This window comes from Bradyrhizobium sp. UFLA06-24 (genome assembly GCF_054967145.1).
On record NZ_JADFUE010000007.1, the window covers coordinates 26,339 to 45,116 of the forward strand.

General features: G+C 64.5%; 10 protein-coding genes. 7 read left to right on the forward strand and 3 right to left on the reverse strand.

The features are described 5' to 3' along the window. Nucleotides 1-4: 4 nt before the first annotated feature. Nucleotides 5-1,840, reverse strand: a complete 1,836-nt coding sequence (locus tag IF809_RS08390) for a glycoside hydrolase family 15 protein (RefSeq protein WP_462837339.1) — start codon at nt 1,838-1,840, stop codon at nt 5-7. Further along, complete coding sequence (malQ, locus tag IF809_RS08395) at nt 1,837-3,798, reverse strand: 4-alpha-glucanotransferase (RefSeq protein WP_462837340.1); 1,962 nt, start codon at nt 3,796-3,798, stop codon at nt 1,837-1,839. Before malQ ends, IF809_RS08390 begins: the two co-directional genes overlap by 4 nt. A 204-nt stretch (nt 3,799-4,002) precedes the next feature. On the opposite strand from malQ, the gene IF809_RS08400 reads away from it, so the two are divergent. From IF809_RS08400 to treY, 6 genes are read left to right on the forward strand one after another with little or no spacing between them, the layout of a single operon-like run. After that, a complete protein-coding gene (locus IF809_RS08400; protein ID WP_462837341.1) occupies nt 4,003-5,949 on the forward strand; it encodes a maltotransferase domain-containing protein in 1,947 nt (648 codons plus the stop codon). A gap of 11 nt (nt 5,950-5,960) precedes the next feature. Continuing rightward, a complete protein-coding gene (treS, locus tag IF809_RS08405) occupies nt 5,961-9,251 on the forward strand; it encodes a maltose alpha-D-glucosyltransferase (protein WP_462837342.1) in 3,291 nt (1,096 codons plus the stop codon). Beyond that, a complete protein-coding gene (gene glgB, locus IF809_RS08410; protein WP_462837343.1) occupies nt 9,244-11,391 on the forward strand; it encodes a 1,4-alpha-glucan branching protein GlgB in 2,148 nt (715 codons plus the stop codon). The genes treS and glgB overlap by 8 nt, the downstream gene beginning before the upstream one ends. 3 nt (nt 11,392-11,394) lie before the next feature. Then, nucleotides 11,395-13,473, forward strand: coding sequence for a glycogen debranching protein GlgX (gene glgX, locus IF809_RS08415; protein ID WP_462837344.1), 2,079 nt, complete (start codon nt 11,395-11,397; stop codon nt 13,471-13,473). Continuing rightward, entirely contained in the window at nt 13,470-15,224 is a 1,755-nt protein-coding gene (treZ, locus tag IF809_RS08420; RefSeq protein WP_462837345.1) for a malto-oligosyltrehalose trehalohydrolase, read from the forward strand. The genes glgX and treZ overlap by 4 nt, the downstream gene beginning before the upstream one ends. A gap of 1 nt (nt 15,225) precedes the next feature. Further along, complete coding sequence (gene treY, locus IF809_RS08425; RefSeq protein WP_462837346.1) at nt 15,226-18,009, forward strand: malto-oligosyltrehalose synthase; 2,784 nt, start codon at nt 15,226-15,228, stop codon at nt 18,007-18,009. A gap of 3 nt (nt 18,010-18,012) precedes the next feature. Here treY and IF809_RS08430 read toward each other — a convergent pair whose 3' ends face one another. Next, complete coding sequence (locus tag IF809_RS08430; RefSeq protein WP_453982286.1) at nt 18,013-18,330, reverse strand: polyhydroxyalkanoic acid system family protein; 318 nt, start codon at nt 18,328-18,330, stop codon at nt 18,013-18,015. Between the two features lie 180 nt (nt 18,331-18,510). Here IF809_RS08430 and IF809_RS08435 point away from each other — a divergent pair, with 180 nt between their 5' ends. Next, the gene (locus IF809_RS08435; protein WP_084298933.1) at nt 18,511-18,675 is read left to right on the forward strand and encodes a DUF3309 family protein; all 165 of its coding nucleotides are present in this window, start codon (nt 18,511-18,513) and stop codon (nt 18,673-18,675) included. Nucleotides 18,676-18,778 lie beyond the last annotated feature (103 nt).

Here is an 18,778-nt window from a genome sequence, read left to right on the forward strand (position 1 = left end):
CTCCTTACTTCGACCGCTGCATCGCCGGCTTCTCGCTCTTCTGCCGTGCCGCCGACAGATTATGCGCGGTGTTGATCAGGGCGATGTGCGTCAGCGCCTGCGGGAAATTACCGGTCTGGCGCCTGGCGCCTGAATCATACTCTTCGGCCAACAGCCCGACGTCGTTCGCGATCCCGACCACGCGGTCGAACAGGACTTGCGCCTTGTCGGGATCGCCCGACAACACATAGGCATCGGCGAGCCACAGGCTGCAGGCCAGGAACGCGCCTTCGAGCGGCGGCTGCCCCGAAGCCAGCTCGCGCGGATCATGCCGGAGCACGAAACCGTCGCGCATCATGTGCTTTTCGACGGCCGCGATGGTGCCGCGGATGCGCGGGTCTTCCGGCGGAAGAAAGCCGACACCGGGCAACAGCAGCAGGCTGGCATCGAGCCGTTTCGACCCATAGGATTCGACGAACGTATTCTCCTGCGCGTCAAATCCCCTGTCGCAGACGTCGCGATGGATCGCCTCGCGCAAAGCGCGCCAGTGCAGCAGCGGCGCCTTGAAGCCGAACGTCTCGGCGCTCTTGATGGCCCGGTCGAACGCAACCCAGGTCATCACCTTGGAGAAGACATAGTGCTTCGGCTCGCCGCGCCGCTCCCAGATGCCGTGGTCGGGATGGTCCCAGACCTCGGCGAGATGATCGAGCACGGCGCATTCCAGCGCCCAGCTCTCCTCATTCAGCTTGAGCTTGGCCATGCGCGACTGGTGGAAGGCGTCGATCAGTTCACCGTAGACGTCGAGCTGAAGCTGTGCATGCGCGGCGTTGCCGACACGCACCGGCTGCGCGCCCTCATAGCCGTCGAGCCAGCCCGCCTCCCATTCCAGAAGCCGCCGCTGCCCCCAGATGCCGTACATGATCTGCATATTGGCGGGCGAGCCGGCCGCGGCGCGCAGCAGCCAATTGTGCCAGGCCGAAGCTTCCTCGGTGTAGCCGGAGTTCATCAGCGCCAGCAGCGTGAAGGTGGCATCGCGCAGCCAGCAGAAGCGGTAATCCCAGTTCCTGCTGCCGCCGAGCTTCTCCGGCAGCGAGGTGGTGGGCGCGGCGACGATGCCGCCGGTGGGACCGAAGGTCAGCGCCTTCAGCGTGATCAGCGAGCGCACGATCAGGTCATGATACGGACCGTCGCGTGTGCAATGATTGCACCACTCCTCCCAGAACTTCTGCGTCTCCCCAAGCGCGGTCTCCGGGTCGATCGGCTCGGGCGGGTCGAGATGGGAGGGGCCGTAGGTCAGCACGAATGGTACGGTCTCGCCGGCTTTCACCTCGAACTCGGAGACCGTGGTCAGGTCCTCGCCGCGGGTCTCGACCGGCGTGCGCAGCACCGTCATGTCCTGGCCGGCGATCGCCAGCAGCGAATGGTCGATCCGGCGCACCCAGGGAATGTTGACCCCGAAGCCGAAGCGGAGCACGAGCTCCATCCGCATCTTCACGGCGCCCTCGAGGCCGCGCACCAGCCGCACGATATCGGACGCCTTGCCACGCAGCGGCATGAAATCGATCAGCGCAACGATGCCGCTCTTGGTTTCGAAGCGCGTTTCCAGGATGAGGGTGTCGCCGAGATAGCGGCGCGAGGTCGTGGTGACATCCTCGCCCGGCGCGATCAGCCAACGGCCGTTCTCGTGGGTGCCGAGGATTGCGGCGAAGCAGGCGTCGGAATCGAAGGCGGGCCAGCACAGCCAGTCGATCGAGCCGTTGCGCCCCACCAGCGCCGCGGTCTCGCAGTCGCCGATCAGTGCATAGTCTTCGATCCTCTGAGACAATGTCGTGCGAGTCCAGGAATTCCCCTGGCCTGTCAACTCCCGCCGTGCAGCGAACGTTCCCGCGTCGCGGCCTTCAAAGCCGCGAGATCGACCTTGGTCGCGATCTTGTCGAGCGCGACGGGAAGCCGCTGGCGCCAGTTCGGATGCTCGTCGATGGTGCCGGGAATGTTGGGCTGGTCGATCACCCCGAGCAGATCCTCCATCGAGACCGCGAGCAGCCGCGACGGCGTGCGCGACAGGAAGGTGAGCACCGAATAGAGATCATTGGCGCTGATGCCGTTCTGGCGCAGGATCCGGTCGAGCCCGCCGAGCGCATTCCAGCGGGCCTGATCGTCCTCGCCCGGATCGAGCCCGAGCGAACGCTTCATCCTGAGATCGCTGAACGAGCGCCAGCCCGCATAGGTGCAGAGATCATGCGTGTTCAAAGTGACAAGCGCGTTCGGCCGGTAATGATCGACATTGCGGAAATGGCCGGCATCGTCGCGCTCGAACATCATGACGAGATACGACCAGATGCCGAAATCCTGCATGGTCTCGCGAAAGCCTTCCGGAACCGTGCCGAGGTCCTCGCCGATCACGATGCATTTGTGCGCGACGCTCTCGCGGACGACCGCGGCGAGCAGCGCCTCGAGCGGCATCTGCACATAGGCGCCGTTATCGGGCTTGAAGCCGCGCGGCACCAGATAAAGCCGCTTCAAGCCGAGCACGTGATCGAGCCTGATGGCGCCGGCATGGCGCATCGAGGCGGCCAGCATGTTCGCGAAGGGCACGAAGGATTGCGCCTCCAGGCCGCCTGCGTTGAAGCCGGCAAGGCCCCAGTCCTGCCCGACGGTGTTGAGCACATCCGGCGGTGCGCCGACCGCGAGATGCCGCGAGATCGCCGCCTGCTCGTTCCAGGCATCGAAGCCGTTGGATTGCACGCCGACGGCGACGTCGAGATAAAGCCCGACGCGCATGCCGAGCTCGGCCGAGAGCTGCTTGGCCGCGTGCAACTGGCTATCCGCCGTCCATTGCACGAATTCGACGAACTCGACCTCGCGCTTCTCGGCGCCGTTGCGCAAGCTTGCGCATTTGGCATCGTCCGGCTGCTGCCACTCCGCTGGCCATTCCCACCATGGTCTGTTGAAACGATGCCGCAGCACCTCGAAACAGGCAAAGCGTGACAGCAGCGGTCCTCGGTCGGCGCGGAAAGCATCAAACTGGGTGCGGCGGACGCCGCTCGCGGTTTTCATGAAACTGTCGAAGGCCGCGCGCAAGGCGAGCCATTTCAGCGCGGCCATATCGGCATAGGGGACCCGATCGCCTTCACGCAGCCGCGCGGCAGTCGCGGCCGCGTCCGGGACGAGGTCCGCGGAAAATTCCGGAATGGCCTCCACGTCGATATAGAGCGGATTGAGAAACAGCCGGCTGTTCGGCGAATAAGGACTGCAATCGGCCGGCTGATCGTCGAACAGAACATGCAGCGGATTGAGCCCGACGCCATCGGCGCCCAGTTGTTTCGCCAGCCTGACGAGGCCGGCCAGATCGGTGAAATCGCCGATGCCCCAATTGCGGTTCGAGCGAACACTGTAGAGCTGCACGGCGAGCAGCCAGCCGCGGTCGAAATCGCCGCCGAAGGCCCGTTCGGGTGCCACGATCATCGGCACCTCTTCCGTCGCGCCCGCGCCATCAGTCAGCGTCAGCCGGTGATAACCGAGTGGCAGGCCGGCGGGCCAGGCGATCACGGGCTCGGGCGTCTCGCCCTGTGCAATCAGGTTGCCATTACCTGTGATTTTCCACTGCAACGGCGCGGTGCCGACGGCCGCAAGCTCGGTGCGCGGATTGCCCAGCGCGCGCACCACGACCGGCCCGCTGGCGAAGCGATAGACCCGCTTCTCCGGCAGGGCCTCGAGGATGGATTTGAGCGCTTCGGGCGCGGTGATCCGCAACTTTCCGAGCGCATCGACGAATTCGGATTGGACGCCCTTGATCCGGGCTTGAGCTAAAAGGTCCATTCGGCACGCAGCTTGCAGGCCCTTATCAGGCCGGTGGCATCGATTTTAACGTGGTCGCGGAAGAGGTTAGTCGGACTTAACTCACAAACTGCGCTTGCTGTTCCCAAGGGAACCAATGACACACAAGCGGCTTTCTATAGTGGTATCAAGCGTAGGTTCCCGGCAAGGGAAACGGGCCCCTGCTTTCTTGTCAATGGCATCACCGTGAACAAGACAATTCAAACTGTCGAGAGTGCCGCTGCCGGCAGCGCTTTCCTGATCGAAGACGTCTATCCCTCGATCGACGGCGGCCGCTTCGCCGTGAAGCGGATTGCGGGCGATCCGGTCGAAGTGTGGGCGGACATCTATCGCGACGGCGATGCCACCATCAGCGCCGCGCTGGTCTGGCGTGGCGAGCAGGAGCGGGAATGGCGACGCGAGACCATGATCCATCACGGCAACGACCGCTGGTCCGGTGCGTTCGTGCCGGCTGAAGCAGGCCAATATGTCTATGCCATCGAAGCCTGGACCGACGAATTCGCCACCTGGCGTCATGGGCTCGAACGCAAGCAGCTCGCCGGCGGCGATGTCACGCTCGATGCGATCGAGGGCGCGGGCCTGCTGACCAAGGCGCATGGCGCGCGACAGGACGCGGCGGCCGTGATCGCGAGGCAATGCGAGGACTATCTCGGCAGCGGCGATGTCGCCCCGCTGCTTGCGACTGAACTCAGCGAGGCCATGGCCGAGAGCCAGGCCCGCCCCGATCTGACGCGTTCTGCGAATTTCCCTGTTGTCATCGACCGCGACAGAGCGCGCTTCGGCGCCTGGTATCAGATGATGCCGCGCAGCCAGAGCGCGGTCGCGGGCCAGCACGGCACTCTCCGCGACTGCATCGCGCGCGTGCCCGATATCGCCGCGATGGGCTTTGACGTCTTGTATTTCACGCCGATCCACCCGATCGGCCGCACCAGGCGCAAGGGCCGCAACAATGCACCTGTTGCGACCGAAGGCGAGCCGGGCTCGCCTTACGCCATCGGCGCGGCCGAAGGCGGCCACGATGCGCTGCATCCCGAGCTCGGCACGATCGAGGATTTTCGGGCGCTGGTCGCGACCTGTCTCGAATACGGCCTCGAGCTCGCGCTGGACTTCGCCGTGCAATGCTCGCCGGATCATCCCTGGCTGTCGCAACATCCGGAATGGTTCAAATGGCGGCCGGACCGCTCGGTGCGGACGGCGGATGGCCCCTATTCGGATATCGTCATCCCCGATTTCGCCTCCGTCGACCGCATCGGGCTGTGGAACGCGTTTCGCGATGCCATGCTGTTCTGGATCGATCATGGCGTCACCATCTTCGCGATCGACAATCACGACACCGCGCCGCTGCCGTTCTGGGAGTGGCTGATCCGCGACATCCGCTCGCGGCATCCCGAGGTGATCCTGTTCTCCAAGACGTTTGCGCGGCCGAAGCTGATGAAGGGCCTCGCCAAGCTCGGCTTCTCGCAATCCTTCAGCTATTTCCCCTGGCGCACCGGCAAGTGGGAGCTTGAGCAGTATCTCGGCGAAATGACCCGCTATCCGGAGCGCGACTTCTATCGCCCGCACCTGTTCGTCAACACCGCGGACCTGCTGCCCTATCATCTCCAGAGCGGCAAAGCCTGGATGTTCAAGTCGCGCGTCGCGCTGGCCGCCATGCTATCAGGCAATTACGGCCTCTACAGCGGTTTCGAGCTGCTGGAACACGAGGCCGTCCCGGGCCACGAAGAATATCTGGATTCCGAGAAGTACCAGATCCGCCAGCGCGACTGGGACAAGCCCGGCAACATCAAGCCCTACATCGCGGCGCTCAACCGCATCCGCAATGACAACGCAGCCCTGCAGCAGACCGTCGATCTGCGGTTCCTCGGCATCGAGGACGGCGAGACCATCGCCTTCATGAAGGAGGCAGCCGAACCAGCCAACACGGTCGTCGCAGCCATTGCGCTCTCGCGCCATGTGCGCGAATTCTGGCTGCCGCTCGGTGATGTCATGGTTGACGTCGGTGGGCAGCGACGCCATGTGACGGCACTTGAGAATCTCTTCACCGGCGAACACTCCCGCATCGAATGGGGCGGGATCAGGTTGCGTATCGATCCCGACCGCGATCCGGCGCTCGTGTTCCGCTGCCTGGCGTAAAGGGTCACGCCATGAATGTTCTGTCTTCCGTCGACACCAAGAAGGTTGAGGCTGCCGAGATCGTGGATGAGCTCTGGTACAAGGACGCCATCATCTACCAGCTCCACGTCAAGGCCTTCGCCGACAGCAACAATGACGGCATCGGCGATTTTGCCGGGCTGACCGAGAAACTCCCCTATCTCCAGGATCTCGGCGTCACCGCCCTGTGGCTGCTGCCGTTCTATCCCTCGCCCGGCCGCGACGACGGCTACGACATCGCGGACTACGGTTCGATCAATCCCGATTTCGGGACGATGAAGGACTTCAAGCGCTTCATCCAGGAGGCGCAGAAGCGGGGCTTGCGGGTCATCACCGAGCTCGTGGTGAACCACACTTCGGACCAGCACAAATGGTTCAAACGCGCGCGCCGCAGCCATCCCGGCTCGAGCGCCCGCAACTGGTATGTCTGGAGCGACACCGACCAGAAATACCAGGGCACGCGCATCATCTTCACCGACACCGAGAAGTCGAACTGGACCTGGGATCCCGAGGCCGGCGCGTTCTACTGGCACCGCTTCTTCTCGCATCAGCCCGATCTCAATTTCGACAATCCGCGCGTCGTCAGCGCCATCATCCAGGTGATGAAGCGCTGGCTGGATGCCGGTGTCGACGGCTTCCGGCTGGATGCGATTCCCTATCTCTGCGAGCGCGAGGGCACCTCGAACGAGAATCTCCCCGAGACGCATGCGATCATCAAGCGCCTGCGCCAGGAATTGGACGCCTATTCCAAGGGCAAGCTATTGCTGGCCGAGGCCAATCAATGGCCCGAGGACGTGCAGGAATATTTCGGCCGCGGCGACGAGTGCCACATGGCCTATCATTTTCCGCTCATGCCGCGCATCTACATGGCAATCGCGCAGGAGGACCGCTTTCCGATCACCGACATCCTGCGCCAGACGCCTGATATCCCCGCAAGCTGCCAATGGGCGTTGTTCCTGCGCAACCATGACGAGCTGACGCTGGAGATGGTCACCGACGTCGAGCGCGACTATCTCTGGACCACTTACGCCAACGACCCGCGCGCCCGCATCAATGTCGGCATCCGCCGGCGGCTCGCGCCACTGATGGACAATGACCGGCGCAAGATCGAATTGATGAACTCGCTGCTGCTGTCATTCCCGGGCACGCCGATCATCTATTACGGCGACGAGATCGGGATGGGTGACAACATCTATCTCGGCGATCGCAACGGCGTACGCACGCCGATGCAATGGAGCCCGGACCGCAATGGCGGCTTCTCCCGCGCCGATCCCGCCCGCCTCTACGCGCCGCCGATCATGGATCCGGTCTACGGCTACGATTCCGTCAACGTGGAAGCGCAGTCGCGCAGCCTGTCGTCGCTGCTCAGCGCCACCAAGCGGCTGATCTCGGTGCGCAAGTCGACCCTGGCGTTCGGCCGCGGCACCATGACCTTCATTCGCCCAGCCAACCGCGCCGTCCTCGCCTATGTCCGGCAATATCGCGACGAAGTGATTCTCTGCGTCGCCAACCTGTCGCGCGCGGCGCAGGCGACCGAGCTCGATCTGTCGCCGTGGAAGGATCGCATCCCGCAGGAGATGCTGGGACGCACGCGGTTTCCGGCGATCGGCGAACTGCCCTACATGATTACGCTGGGCCCTTACGGCTTCTACTGGTTCCAGCTCCAGGAGCGCGACAAGTCCGAGCCGGTCGTGCCGCGCGCGGTGCCGGAATTCGAGACGCTGGTGGTGCCGGTGAATTCGAACTGGGTCTCGCTTGCTCGCGAGCGCGGCGTGTTCGAGCGCGACGTGCTGCCCGGATTCCTGTCACGGGCGCGCTGGTATCCCGAGCACAATCCCAAGCACATCAAGGCTACGCTGACGTCAGCGGTGCCCTTCAGCGACATCGGCGACAACAGGCCCTGGATCGCGTTTTTCGAGACGGGGCAGGACGACGCAACGCGCTACGTGCTGCCGATGCAGATCGAGTGGGTGCGTTTCGACCGCGAGCGCTTCAACCCGAAGGCACTCGCCGCCGTGCGCCAGGGCGCCCGCGAAGGCACGCTGCTCGACGTCGCGACCGACCAGATCTTCATCGGGCTTTTCCTGCGAGGCTTGTCGCAGAACCTGGTGGTGGAAGAGAACAATCTGCGGCTCGAGTTCAAGCCCACCAGCCGCTTCGCCGACTACACCGTGAAGGAGCCCGCGCGCATCCGGGCGGTCGAGCAGTCGAACAGCACCGCGCTGGTCGACAACCAATATGTCGCCAAGATCTATCGCCGGCTCGAAAGCGGTGCCAACCCTGAGATCGAGATCGGTCGCTATCTCACCGAGGTCGCGCGCTTCCCCAATACACCGGCGCTGCTCGGCAGCGTCGAGCTGGTCGAGGGCGACAGGAGCAGCGCGCTCGGCGTGCTGCATGCCTATGTCGAGAACCAGGGGGACGGCTGGACCGTCACCACGGGCTATCTCGACCGCTATATCGACGAGCAGCGGGTGCTCCCGGCCGGTGAAACCCATCGCGAGACCCAGGGGCAGGCGCCCTATCTGCACTTCATGGCCCAGATCGGCCGCCGGCTCGCCGAGTTGCACATGGCGCTCGCCGCCGCAACATCCGCCGACCTGGCCCCTGAACCGGTCGGCCCCGCCGACATCAAACGCTGGACGAGCGATCTCAAGGCGCGCGCGGAGCGTGTTCTCGGCCGGCTCGCCGATAGCAGGGACGGCCTGCGCGAAGCCGACCGTCCGCTGGTCGACCGACTCGTCGCGTTGCGCACGACCTTACCGGACCATGTCAACGCGCTCTTGCCATCGGAGATCGGCGGGTTGAACATCCGTCATCATGGCGACTTCCGTCTCGGGCAGACTCTGATCGTGAAGGATGACATCTTCATCATCGACTTCGACGGCGATCCACATCTGGCGCTGGCCGACAAGCGGCGCAGGCTGCCCGCCGCCCGCGACGTCGCCGGCCTGATCCGCTCGATTGATCTTTCGGTTAACGCGGCGCTCACCCGGGCGCTCGCGGGCGGGAATGACGAACAGGGCCGGCTCACTGCCGCGCTCGACGAATGGCGCGAGCATGCCACGGCGACGTTCCTGTCCGCCTACCGCGAGGCCATGACCGACCGGCGGCTCTGGCCGGAAGAGAACCATTTCGCGGAAAGCATGTTAAGGTTTTTCCTGCTTGATCAAGCGTTCGACGAGGTAGAGTACGAGCTGTCCCACCGGCCTGAGGGGCTCCACGCGCCGCTGACCGGCCTGCTTCGCATTCTGTCCAGTGCCGCGAGCGAAGCCCATGCCTAAATTGCCTGCCGAAGCCTATGCGATCATCGAGGGCCGCCACTCCGACCCGTTCCACTATCTCGGGCTGCATCCCGAGGGAGACAAGAGCGTGGTGCGCGCGTTCCTGCCCGACGCCACCAACGTCGAGGCGGTCGGCGAGCATGGCGAGATCGCCAGGCTCGACCGCGTCCACGATTCGGGCCTGTTCATCGGCGCGCTGCCGAATGGCTCGAAGCACTATCAGCTCCGCGCAAAGTTCGGCGACAACGTCGTCGAGTTCGAGGACGCCTACCGCTTTCCGACCATCCTGACCGATTTCGACCTCTATTTGCTCGGCGAAGGCACCCATCAGTGCATCTACGACAAGCTCGGTGCGCATCCGATGCGGCTCGAAGGCGTCGACGGCATCGGGTTCGTGGTGCTGGCGCCGAATGCGCGTCGCGTCTCGGTGGTCGGCGATTTCAATTTCTGGGACGGGCGGCGTCACCCTATGCGGGTGCGCGGCGCCGGTTATTGGGAATTGTTCATCCCGAACGCCAAGCCGGGCGATCACTACAAGTTCGAAATCATCGGGCCGCATGGCCATCTGCTGCCGCTGAAATCCGATCCCCTGGCGTTTGCGAGCGAGCTGCGGCCGAAGACAGCCTCCATCGTGTTCGACGAGGCGCACTTGCCGCGGCCACGGCCCGCGCCTGACGGCATCAATGCGCTGTCGGCGCCGATGTCGATCTACGAAGTCCATCTCGGCTCGTGGCGGCGCAAGGACGGCAACGAATGGCTGACCTATCGCGAGCTCGCCGAGCAGCTGCCGGCCTATGCGCGCGACATGGGCTTCACCCATCTCGAATTCCTGCCAGTCAGCGAGCATCCGTTCGACGGCTCCTGGGGGTATCAGCCGACCGGGCTCTATGCGCCGACCAGCCGCTTCGGCTCGCCGGAGGATTTCGCCGCACTGATCGATGCCTGCCATCGCGAAGGCATCGGCGTGCTGCTCGACTGGGTACCCGGCCATTTCCCCGACGACCCGCACGGGCTCGGCAGCTTCGACGGCACCTCGCTCTACGAGCACGCCAACCCGCTCCAGGGCCGCCACCTCGACTGGGGCACGCTGATCTACAATTACGGCCGCACCGAAGTGACCAATTTCCTGGTGTCGAACGCGCTGTTCTGGCTGGAGCGCTACGCCATCGACGGCCTGCGCGTCGATGCGGTCGCGTCAATGCTGTACCTCGACTACAGCCGCCCGCCCGGCGCCTGGATTCCGAACCAGTATGGCGGCCGCGAGAACATCGAAGCGATCAATTTCCTGCGCCGCTTCAACACCGAACTGTTCGCGCGTTTTCCGCAGGCGACCACGGCGGCTGAGGAATCAACTGCGTGGCCGCAGGTCTCGCGTCCGGTGGAGTTCGGCGGGCTCGGCTTCGGCTACAAGTGGAACATGGGCTGGATGCACGACACGTTGAACTACATCAGCAAGGATCCGATCCACCGCAAATACCACCACGGCGAGATCCTGTTCGGCCTGCACTATGCCTTCTCGGAGAATTTCATCCTGCCGCTGTCGCATGACGAGGTCGTGCACGGCAAGCGCTCGATCTTCGGCCGCATGCCCGGGGACGAATGGCAGCGCTTCGCCAATTTGCGCGCCTATTACAGCTTCATGTTCGGCCATCCCGGCAAGAAGCTGCTGTTCATGGGCGGCGAGATCGCACAGAGCCGCGAATGGAATCACGACCAGTCGCTCGATTGGCACCTGCTCGAATACAAGTACCATCAGGGCATCCAGGCGCTGGTCCGCGACCTCAACCGGATCTATCGCGCGGTGCCGGCGCTGCACCAGATGGATTGCGACCAGGCCGGCTTCGAATGGCTGATTACTGATGATGCCAACCGCAACGTGTTCGCCTGGCTGCGCAAGGGCTTTGACGAGCACGCGCGGTGTCTCGTGGTCGTCAACTTCTCGCCGAACGTCTATCGCAACTACCGCGTCCCCGTCCCCTTTGCCGGCAAGTGGAAAGAGGTGTTCAATTCGGACTCCGCCCATTATGGCGGCACCAATGTCGGGAACATCGGCGAGGTTCAGACCGTTGCCGGTAAGGCGCCCGAGCTTCGCCTCACGGTTCCACCGCTCGCCGCGATCTTCCTCGTTCCAGAAAGCTGACCAATGCGCCTGACTGCTGGATCGTCCGCACGCCTCGGTGCAAGCTGGGACGGCCGCGGCACCAACTTTGCGCTGTTCTCCGCCAATGCACAGAAGGTCGAGCTGTGCCTGTTCGACACCCAAGGACGCCGCGAGCTCGAACGCATCGAGCTGCCGGAGCGCACCGAGGACGTGTGGCATGGCTATCTCAACGACGTCTCGCCGGGCCAGCTCTACGGCTATCGCGTGCACGGCCCCTACGAGCCCGAGCACGGCCACCGCTTCAATGCCAACAAACTGCTGCTCGACCCCTACGCGAAGCGCCTCGCAGGCCGGCTGGTGTGGAGCGACGCGCATTTCGCCTACCGGACCGGGTCGGCGCGCGAAGATCTGTCGTTCGACCGGCGCGACAATGCGCGCGGCATGCCCAAGGCCGTCGTGGTCGACGAGACCTTCAACTGGGGCCGGCGCGAGATCCGCCCCAACATCCCCTGGGAAGACACCATCATCTACGAGGCCCACGTCAAGGGCCTGACGCAGAAGCGCGACGACGTGCCGCCGAATTTGCGCGGCACCTATGGCGGCCTGTCGTCGCCGGCGATGATCGAGCATTTGAAGAAGCTCGGCGTCACCACGATCGAGCTGCTGCCGATCCACAGCTTCGTCGACGACCGCATCCTGGTCGAGAAGAAGCTCGCCAATTACTGGGGCTACAACACCCTGTCATTTTTCGCGCCCGAGCCGCGCTACGCCCAGGACAATGCGCTCGATTCCTTTCGCACCACGGTCGCGCGCCTGCACGACGCGGGCATCGAAGTCATGCTCGACGTTGTCTACAACCACACCGCCGAGGGCAACCATCTCGGACCGACGCTGTGCTATCGCGGCATCGACAACGCCTCCTATTACTGGCTGAACCGCGAGAACCCGCGCTACTACGACGACTTCACCGGCTGCGGCTCCTCGGTGAACCTGACCCACCCGCGCGTGCTGCAGATGGTGATGGATTCGTTGCGCTACTGGGTAGAGGTCTGCCATGTCGACGGCTTCCGTTTCGACCTCGCCACCACGCTTGCGCGCGGCCCGAACGGCTTCGATCGCGGCATCTCCTTTCTCACCGCGATCCGGCAGGATCCGGTGCTGGCGACCGTCAAGCTGGTCGCGGAGCCCTGGGATCTCGGGCTCGGCGGCTATCAGGTCGGCGCCTTCCCCTCGCAATGGTCGGAGTGGAACGACCGCTACCGCAGCGCCATGCGCCGCTACTGGAGCGGCGAAGGCAGCCTGATCGGCGATATCTCCAGCCGCATGACGGCCTCCTCCGATCTGTTCAACCACGACGGACGGCGGCCGCGCGCCAGCATCAACCACATCACCGTGCATGATGGATTCACGCTCGCCGATCTCTTCAGCTACAACGAGAAGCACAACGAGGCGAACGGCGAGGACAATCGCGACGGCTCCAACGACAACCACAGCAACAATTGCGGCGTCGAGGGGCCGACCGACGATCCCAACATTCTCGGCCTGCGCCGCCAGCTGCGCAAGAACGTGCTGGCCTGTCTGATGCTGGCACAGGGCATTCCGCTGATCCTCGCCGGCGACGAAGTCGGCAATTCGCAATCCGGCAACAACAATGCCTATTGCCAGGACAATGAGATCGGCTGGGTCTCCTGGGACAATCTCGGCAAGAGCGGCGACGACATGGTCGAATTCGTCTCCGGTCTCGCCGACATTCGCCACCGCTTCGCGCAATTGCGCAGCCATCGCTGGCTCGACGGCCGGCCGAAGGATGGCATTTCGTATGGCGCGCTGTGGCTGACGCCCGAAGGCAACGAGATGACTGAGAGCGACTGGACATTTCCGGACGGGCGGTTCCTCTCTTATGTGATGGGACCGATGGAACCGGGCAGCGCGGCGATCTTTATCGTACTGAACGCCGCCCCCGAAGAGATCGCATTCAAATTGCCCAAAATGCCCGAATACAAGAGCTGGCAGCAGATCCTGAACACGACGGATGCCAAGCTGAACAGCGTCGATTTCCTGCCGGGAAGCGACAGCAAGGCGCCGCCGCGCTCCGTGCTCGCCTTTGCGGGGGCGCTATGAGGCCATCATTCGGGGCGAAGCCGACCAAGGACGGCGTGTCGTTCCGACTATGGGCGCCCGGTGCGCGTCGGGTCGATCTCCTGCTCGAACGACGACACGCGATGCAGCGCCGGCAGGATGGCTGGTATGTCGCCGAAATTGCCGGCCTACCGGTCGGCAGTCCCTACAAGTTCAGGATCGACGACGAAATCGACGTGCCTGATCCAGCCTCGGCGTTCCAGCCGGAGGACGTGTTCGGCCCGAGCGAGGTGATCGATCACGACGCCTTCGCATGGCGCGCGAAGGACTGGCGCGGCCGCCCCTGGGAAGAGACGGTGCTGATCGAGACCCATGTCGGCACCTTCACCGCGGAAGGAAGCTACCGCGCCATGATCGACAAGCTCGATCATCTCGTTGCGACGGGGATCACCGCGCTGGAGCTGATGCCGCTGGCCGATTTCGCCGGCCGCCGCGGCTGGGGCTATGACGGCGTGCTGTGGTACGCGCCCGACAGTGCCTATGGCCGGCCGGAAGAGCTGAAGACGCTGATCGACGAGGCCCATCTGCGCGGGCTGATGGTGTTCCTGGACGTCGTCTACAATCACTTCGGACCGGAAGGAAATTACCTCGGCCGCTACGCGCCAGGCTTCTTCACCGACGCGCACACTCCTTGGGGCAGCACGATCGATTATCGGGTGCCGCAGGTCCGCGCCTTCGCGGTCGAGAACGCGTTGTCCTGGCTCACCGACTATCGCTTCGACGGCTTGAGACTCGATGCCGCCAACCACATCATGGCGGTCCCCGGCGAGCAGTCGATGCTGCAGGACCTCAGCGTTGCCGCGGGCGAGCTCGCCAAGGCCACGGGACGGCACATCCATCTCGTGCTGGAGAACGGCGACAACTGCGCCAGCCTGCTCGACGCCGCGCAGGAGCCGCCGAACGGCAAATACCGCGCGCAGTGGAACGACGATTACCACCACGTCTGGCACGTCATGCTGACCGGCGAGCACGCCGGCTATTACGCGGATTATCAGACGCCGCGGATGGATCTGGCGCGCGCGCTCGCTTCCGGCTTCGTCTATCAGGGCGAGATCTCGGAGTTCTGGGGCAAGAAGCCGCGGGGCGAGCCGAGCGGCGAGCTGCCGCCGGCGACCTTCGTCAACTTCCTGCAGAACCACGACCAGATCGGCAATCGGCCGCTCGGCGAGCGGCTCGAGAGTCTGGCATCGCCGAAGCAGATCGAAGCCGCGCTCGCGGTGATGCTGCTCGCACCGATGGTGCCGATGCTGTTTCAGGGCGAGGAATGGGGTTCGAAAGTCCCCTTCCCGTTCTTCTGCGATTTCCAGGGCGAACTGGCCGACGCCGTGCGCAAGGGCCGTAAGCAGGAATATGCCTGGGCCTATGAGAAGTACGGCGACGAGGTGCCCGACCCGCTCGACCCGGCAACGCCGCAATCAGCCGTGCTCGATTGGGCGGGGCGTTCGCGGGAGCAAGATGCCCGGCTCGCGCTGGTGCGCGAATTGCTCGCAATTCGCCGCAACGAGATCATGCCGCGGCTGAAGGGCGCGCGGTTCGGCAATGCCGAGGCGGCGGACAACGGCGTCGTCACCGCGCATTGGCGCATGGGTGACGGCGCGACGCTGCGTCTCGTTGCCAACCTCTCGGACAAGGATGTTGCGTACTCCAACAGCATGACGGGCGCGCCGATCTGGGGCGCCGCGGCCGGCGAGCGGCTGCCACCCTGGTCGGTGATCTGGCATCTCGGAGGTTGATATGCCTTCGGCGGTTCCTCTTGCGAGTTACCGGCTTCAGCTGACTGCGGATTTCGGCTTCGACGAGGCCGCCGCAGTGGCGCCTTACCTCAAGGCGCTGGGAATCACCCATCTCTACGCCTCGCCGGTGATGAAGGCGCGCAAGGGCTCGACCCACGGCTACGACACGGTCGACCACAGCCAGTTCAATCCCGAGCTTGGCGGCGAAGCCGGCTTTGCGCGGCTGAGCGAAGCGCTGGCGCGTCACGACCTCGGCCTCATCATCGATTTCGTGCCCAACCATGTCGGCGTGCATTTTTCCGACAACCCCTGGTGGCTGGACGTGCTGGAATGGGGTCAGGCCTCTCCGCACGCGGTCTCCTTCGATATCGACTGGGACCAGTTGGCCTTTCGCGCCCGCGGCGGCGTGCTGCTGCCGATCCTCGGCGTCTCCTATGGCGAGGCGTTGGAGGGCGGCGATATCCAGTTGCGCTACGATGCCGACGAAGGCAGCTTTTCCGCCTGGTATTTCGAACATCGGCTGCCGATCGCGCCGGAGCGCTATGGCGAGATCCTGCGGATGATCGTGAAGGAGGCAGACGCCGCCGAGACCGAAGCCGGCAGGCGCCTGCTCTCGCTCGCCGCGCGCTACACCGGCTTGCGGCGCCCCAACCGCAAGGAAGCTCCCGCCTTCAAGACCGAGTTGAAGGACATCGCTGAAGCGGCCGACGTCATCAGCCACGGCCTCGCCGCTTACCGCGCCGGCAGGGATCGCCCGGCGCAGACGCTGGCGCTGCATCATCTGCTGGAGCGACAGAACTACAAGCTCGGCCATTGGCGGCTTGCCTCGAGCGACATCAATTATCGCCGCTTCTTCGACGTCAATGGCCTTGCCGGCCTGCGCGTCGAGGACGCGAGCACCTTTGCCGCCACGCACCGGCTGGTAAAGCAGCTCATTGCCGAGGGTAAGCTGCAAGGCATCCGCCTCGATCATATCGACGGCCTGCGCGATCCCGCCCAATATTGCCAGCGGCTGCGCCGGCTGGTGCGCGACACGCAGGGCAACGCAAAGCCGTTCTACACCGTGATCGAAAAGATCCTGTGCGAGCACGAACGGCTGCCGCACTTCGCCGGCGTTCAAGGCACCACCGGCTATGAATGGATGAATGCCATCACCCAGGTGCTGGTCGATGCCAAGGGGCTGGAAGCGCTGGACGAAACCTGGCGGCAGATCAGCAACCGGCCGCCGCGGCTCGCCCCCTACGTCAAGGAAGCCAAAAGGCGCGTGCTGGAGACGCTCTTGACCAGCGAATTCACCGTGCTGACGCGCCTGCTCGCACGCATCGCCAACGGGCATTACTCGACCCGCGACTTCTCCGCCGACAGCCTGCGGCAAGCGCTGGAACTGTACGTGCTGCACTTCCCGGTCTACCGCACCTATCTGACCCACAGCGGCCCGACGGCACTCGACCGCAAGCTGATCGACGACACCATCGCGCGCGCCCGCGCCGAATGGTTCGCGGCCGACGAAGGCATTTTCGATTTCCTGCGCGATGCCCTGACCATGGACCTGCTCAAGCCCGGCCGGCCGCCGCACAGCGCCCCGCGCGTGCGCCGCTTCGCGCTGAAGGTGCAGCAGTTCACCGGGCCTGTCATGGCGAAGTCGCTGGAGGACACTGCGTTCTATCAATTCCACCGGCTGCTGGCGCTCAACGAGGTCGGCGGCGATCCCGCGAGCAAGGGCCTCACCATTCCCGCCTTCCACGAGGCGATGCGTGCCCGCGCCAGGGAATGGCCGCTGGGGATGACGGCGACCGCGACCCACGACACCAAGCGCGGCGAGGACGCCCGCGCGCGCATCGCGGCGCTCGGCGAGATCCCCGGCGAATGGACCAGCGCGGTGGCACGCTGGAAGGTGCTGAACGCGCCGCACCTCGCGCTTCACGGCCATCTGCGCGCGCCATCAGCAACCTTCGAATACATGCTCTACCAGACCCTGCTCGGTGCCTGGCCGCCCGAGGGGCCGGATGCCGCTTTCGTCGAGCGCATCCAGGCCTATGCGCTGAAAGCCGCCCGGGAAGGCAAGGAGGAGACGAGCTGGCTCAATCCGCACGAAGCTTATGAGAGCGGCATCAAGGACTTCATCGCGAAGATCCTCGATCCCACGCTATCGGGCGAATTCCTGGACGCGCTGCAGACCCTTGCCCGTCGCGTCGCGCTGCTCGGTGCGCTGAATTCGCTGAGCCAGCTCACGCTGAAGGCGACCTTGCCGGGCGTCCCCGATTTCTACCAGGGCACCGAATTCTGGGATTTGTCGCTGGTCGATCCCGACAACCGCCGCCCGGTGGATTTTGCCGCGCGAGAGGCGGCGCTGCGCGTGCTGGACGATCCGGATTGGCATGACCTGGTCAAGTCCCGTCCCGACGGCCGGCTCAAGCTGGCCTGGACGCGACACCTGCTCAAGCTGCGTAACGCACTCCCCGACATCTTTGCGCAGGGCGACTACCAGCCGCTCGACGTCCAAGGTGCGCACGCGGATCATGTCATCGCCTTCGCTCGCCGCCGCGGCCGCGCTGCGGCGATCGTCGTGGTCGCACGCCAGTTCGCTGCCTTCACCCAAGCGGGCCGCGAATGGCCCACGTTCGAAGGGTTTGACGCAACCGTCGACATCAGCGGCTATACCGCACCTGGTCTTGCGCGCAATCAGCTCCCCGTCGCGCAGGCCTTCCGTGATTTTCCCGCCGCGATCATCGAAGCCCGTACGGCAAGCGCCGCCAAACCCTCTCGGCAGCGCCTCAGCGCCTGAAAGCTACTTTCCCTCGTCCTTGGTCAGCAGCAATTGCCCGCGCTTCTTGATTGCTGCCTGCGCCATCTCGGCAAAGCGCTGTAGCAGCCACGGCAGCACCACCTGCACCTTGACATGATCATCGGCGACATCGACCTGACCGCTCGCGATCTGGCCGAGCGCGCGGACGCGGAAGGCCAGAGAGTCGCCGTTCCAGCGCTCCTCCTCGACCTGCATTACCGGAATGCTCGCGGCGGCGCGGCCGAGGCCGGTCTTGAGCCGGCGAACCGCCTCCTCTCGGCCGAGGCGATGCGGAATGGAAACGACAAGCGGTGCTGACATGGCGGTGCCCTGTGGTGACTGATCTCACATAGTCATGCCGGGCGAACGGAGAAAGGTTCCATGCACGTTGGAGCCCGCCGTACTGTTTCAAACCCGGAACTAACAAACGTGCGGCAAGTTGCCCCCGCACCACGGGACAGGTTGCAACGACCCTTTCACAAAGGGCTGGAGGAGATTCGCATGTCTATCGGTACGATCATTCTGATCATTCTGGTCATCGCCCTGCTCGGCGGCTTCAGCGGCATCGGCGGCGGGCCGTTCTACGGCACCGGCTATTATGGCGGCGGCGGCCTCGGGCTCGTCATCATCATTCTGCTGATCCTGCTGTTGATGGGACGAATCTAACGACACTGCGACGATCTCGTAAGGTGGGCAAAGGCGCGTCAGCGCCGTGCCCACCTTTTCGTTGGAACAAAAGCTGGTGGGCACGCTCCGCTTTGCCCACCCT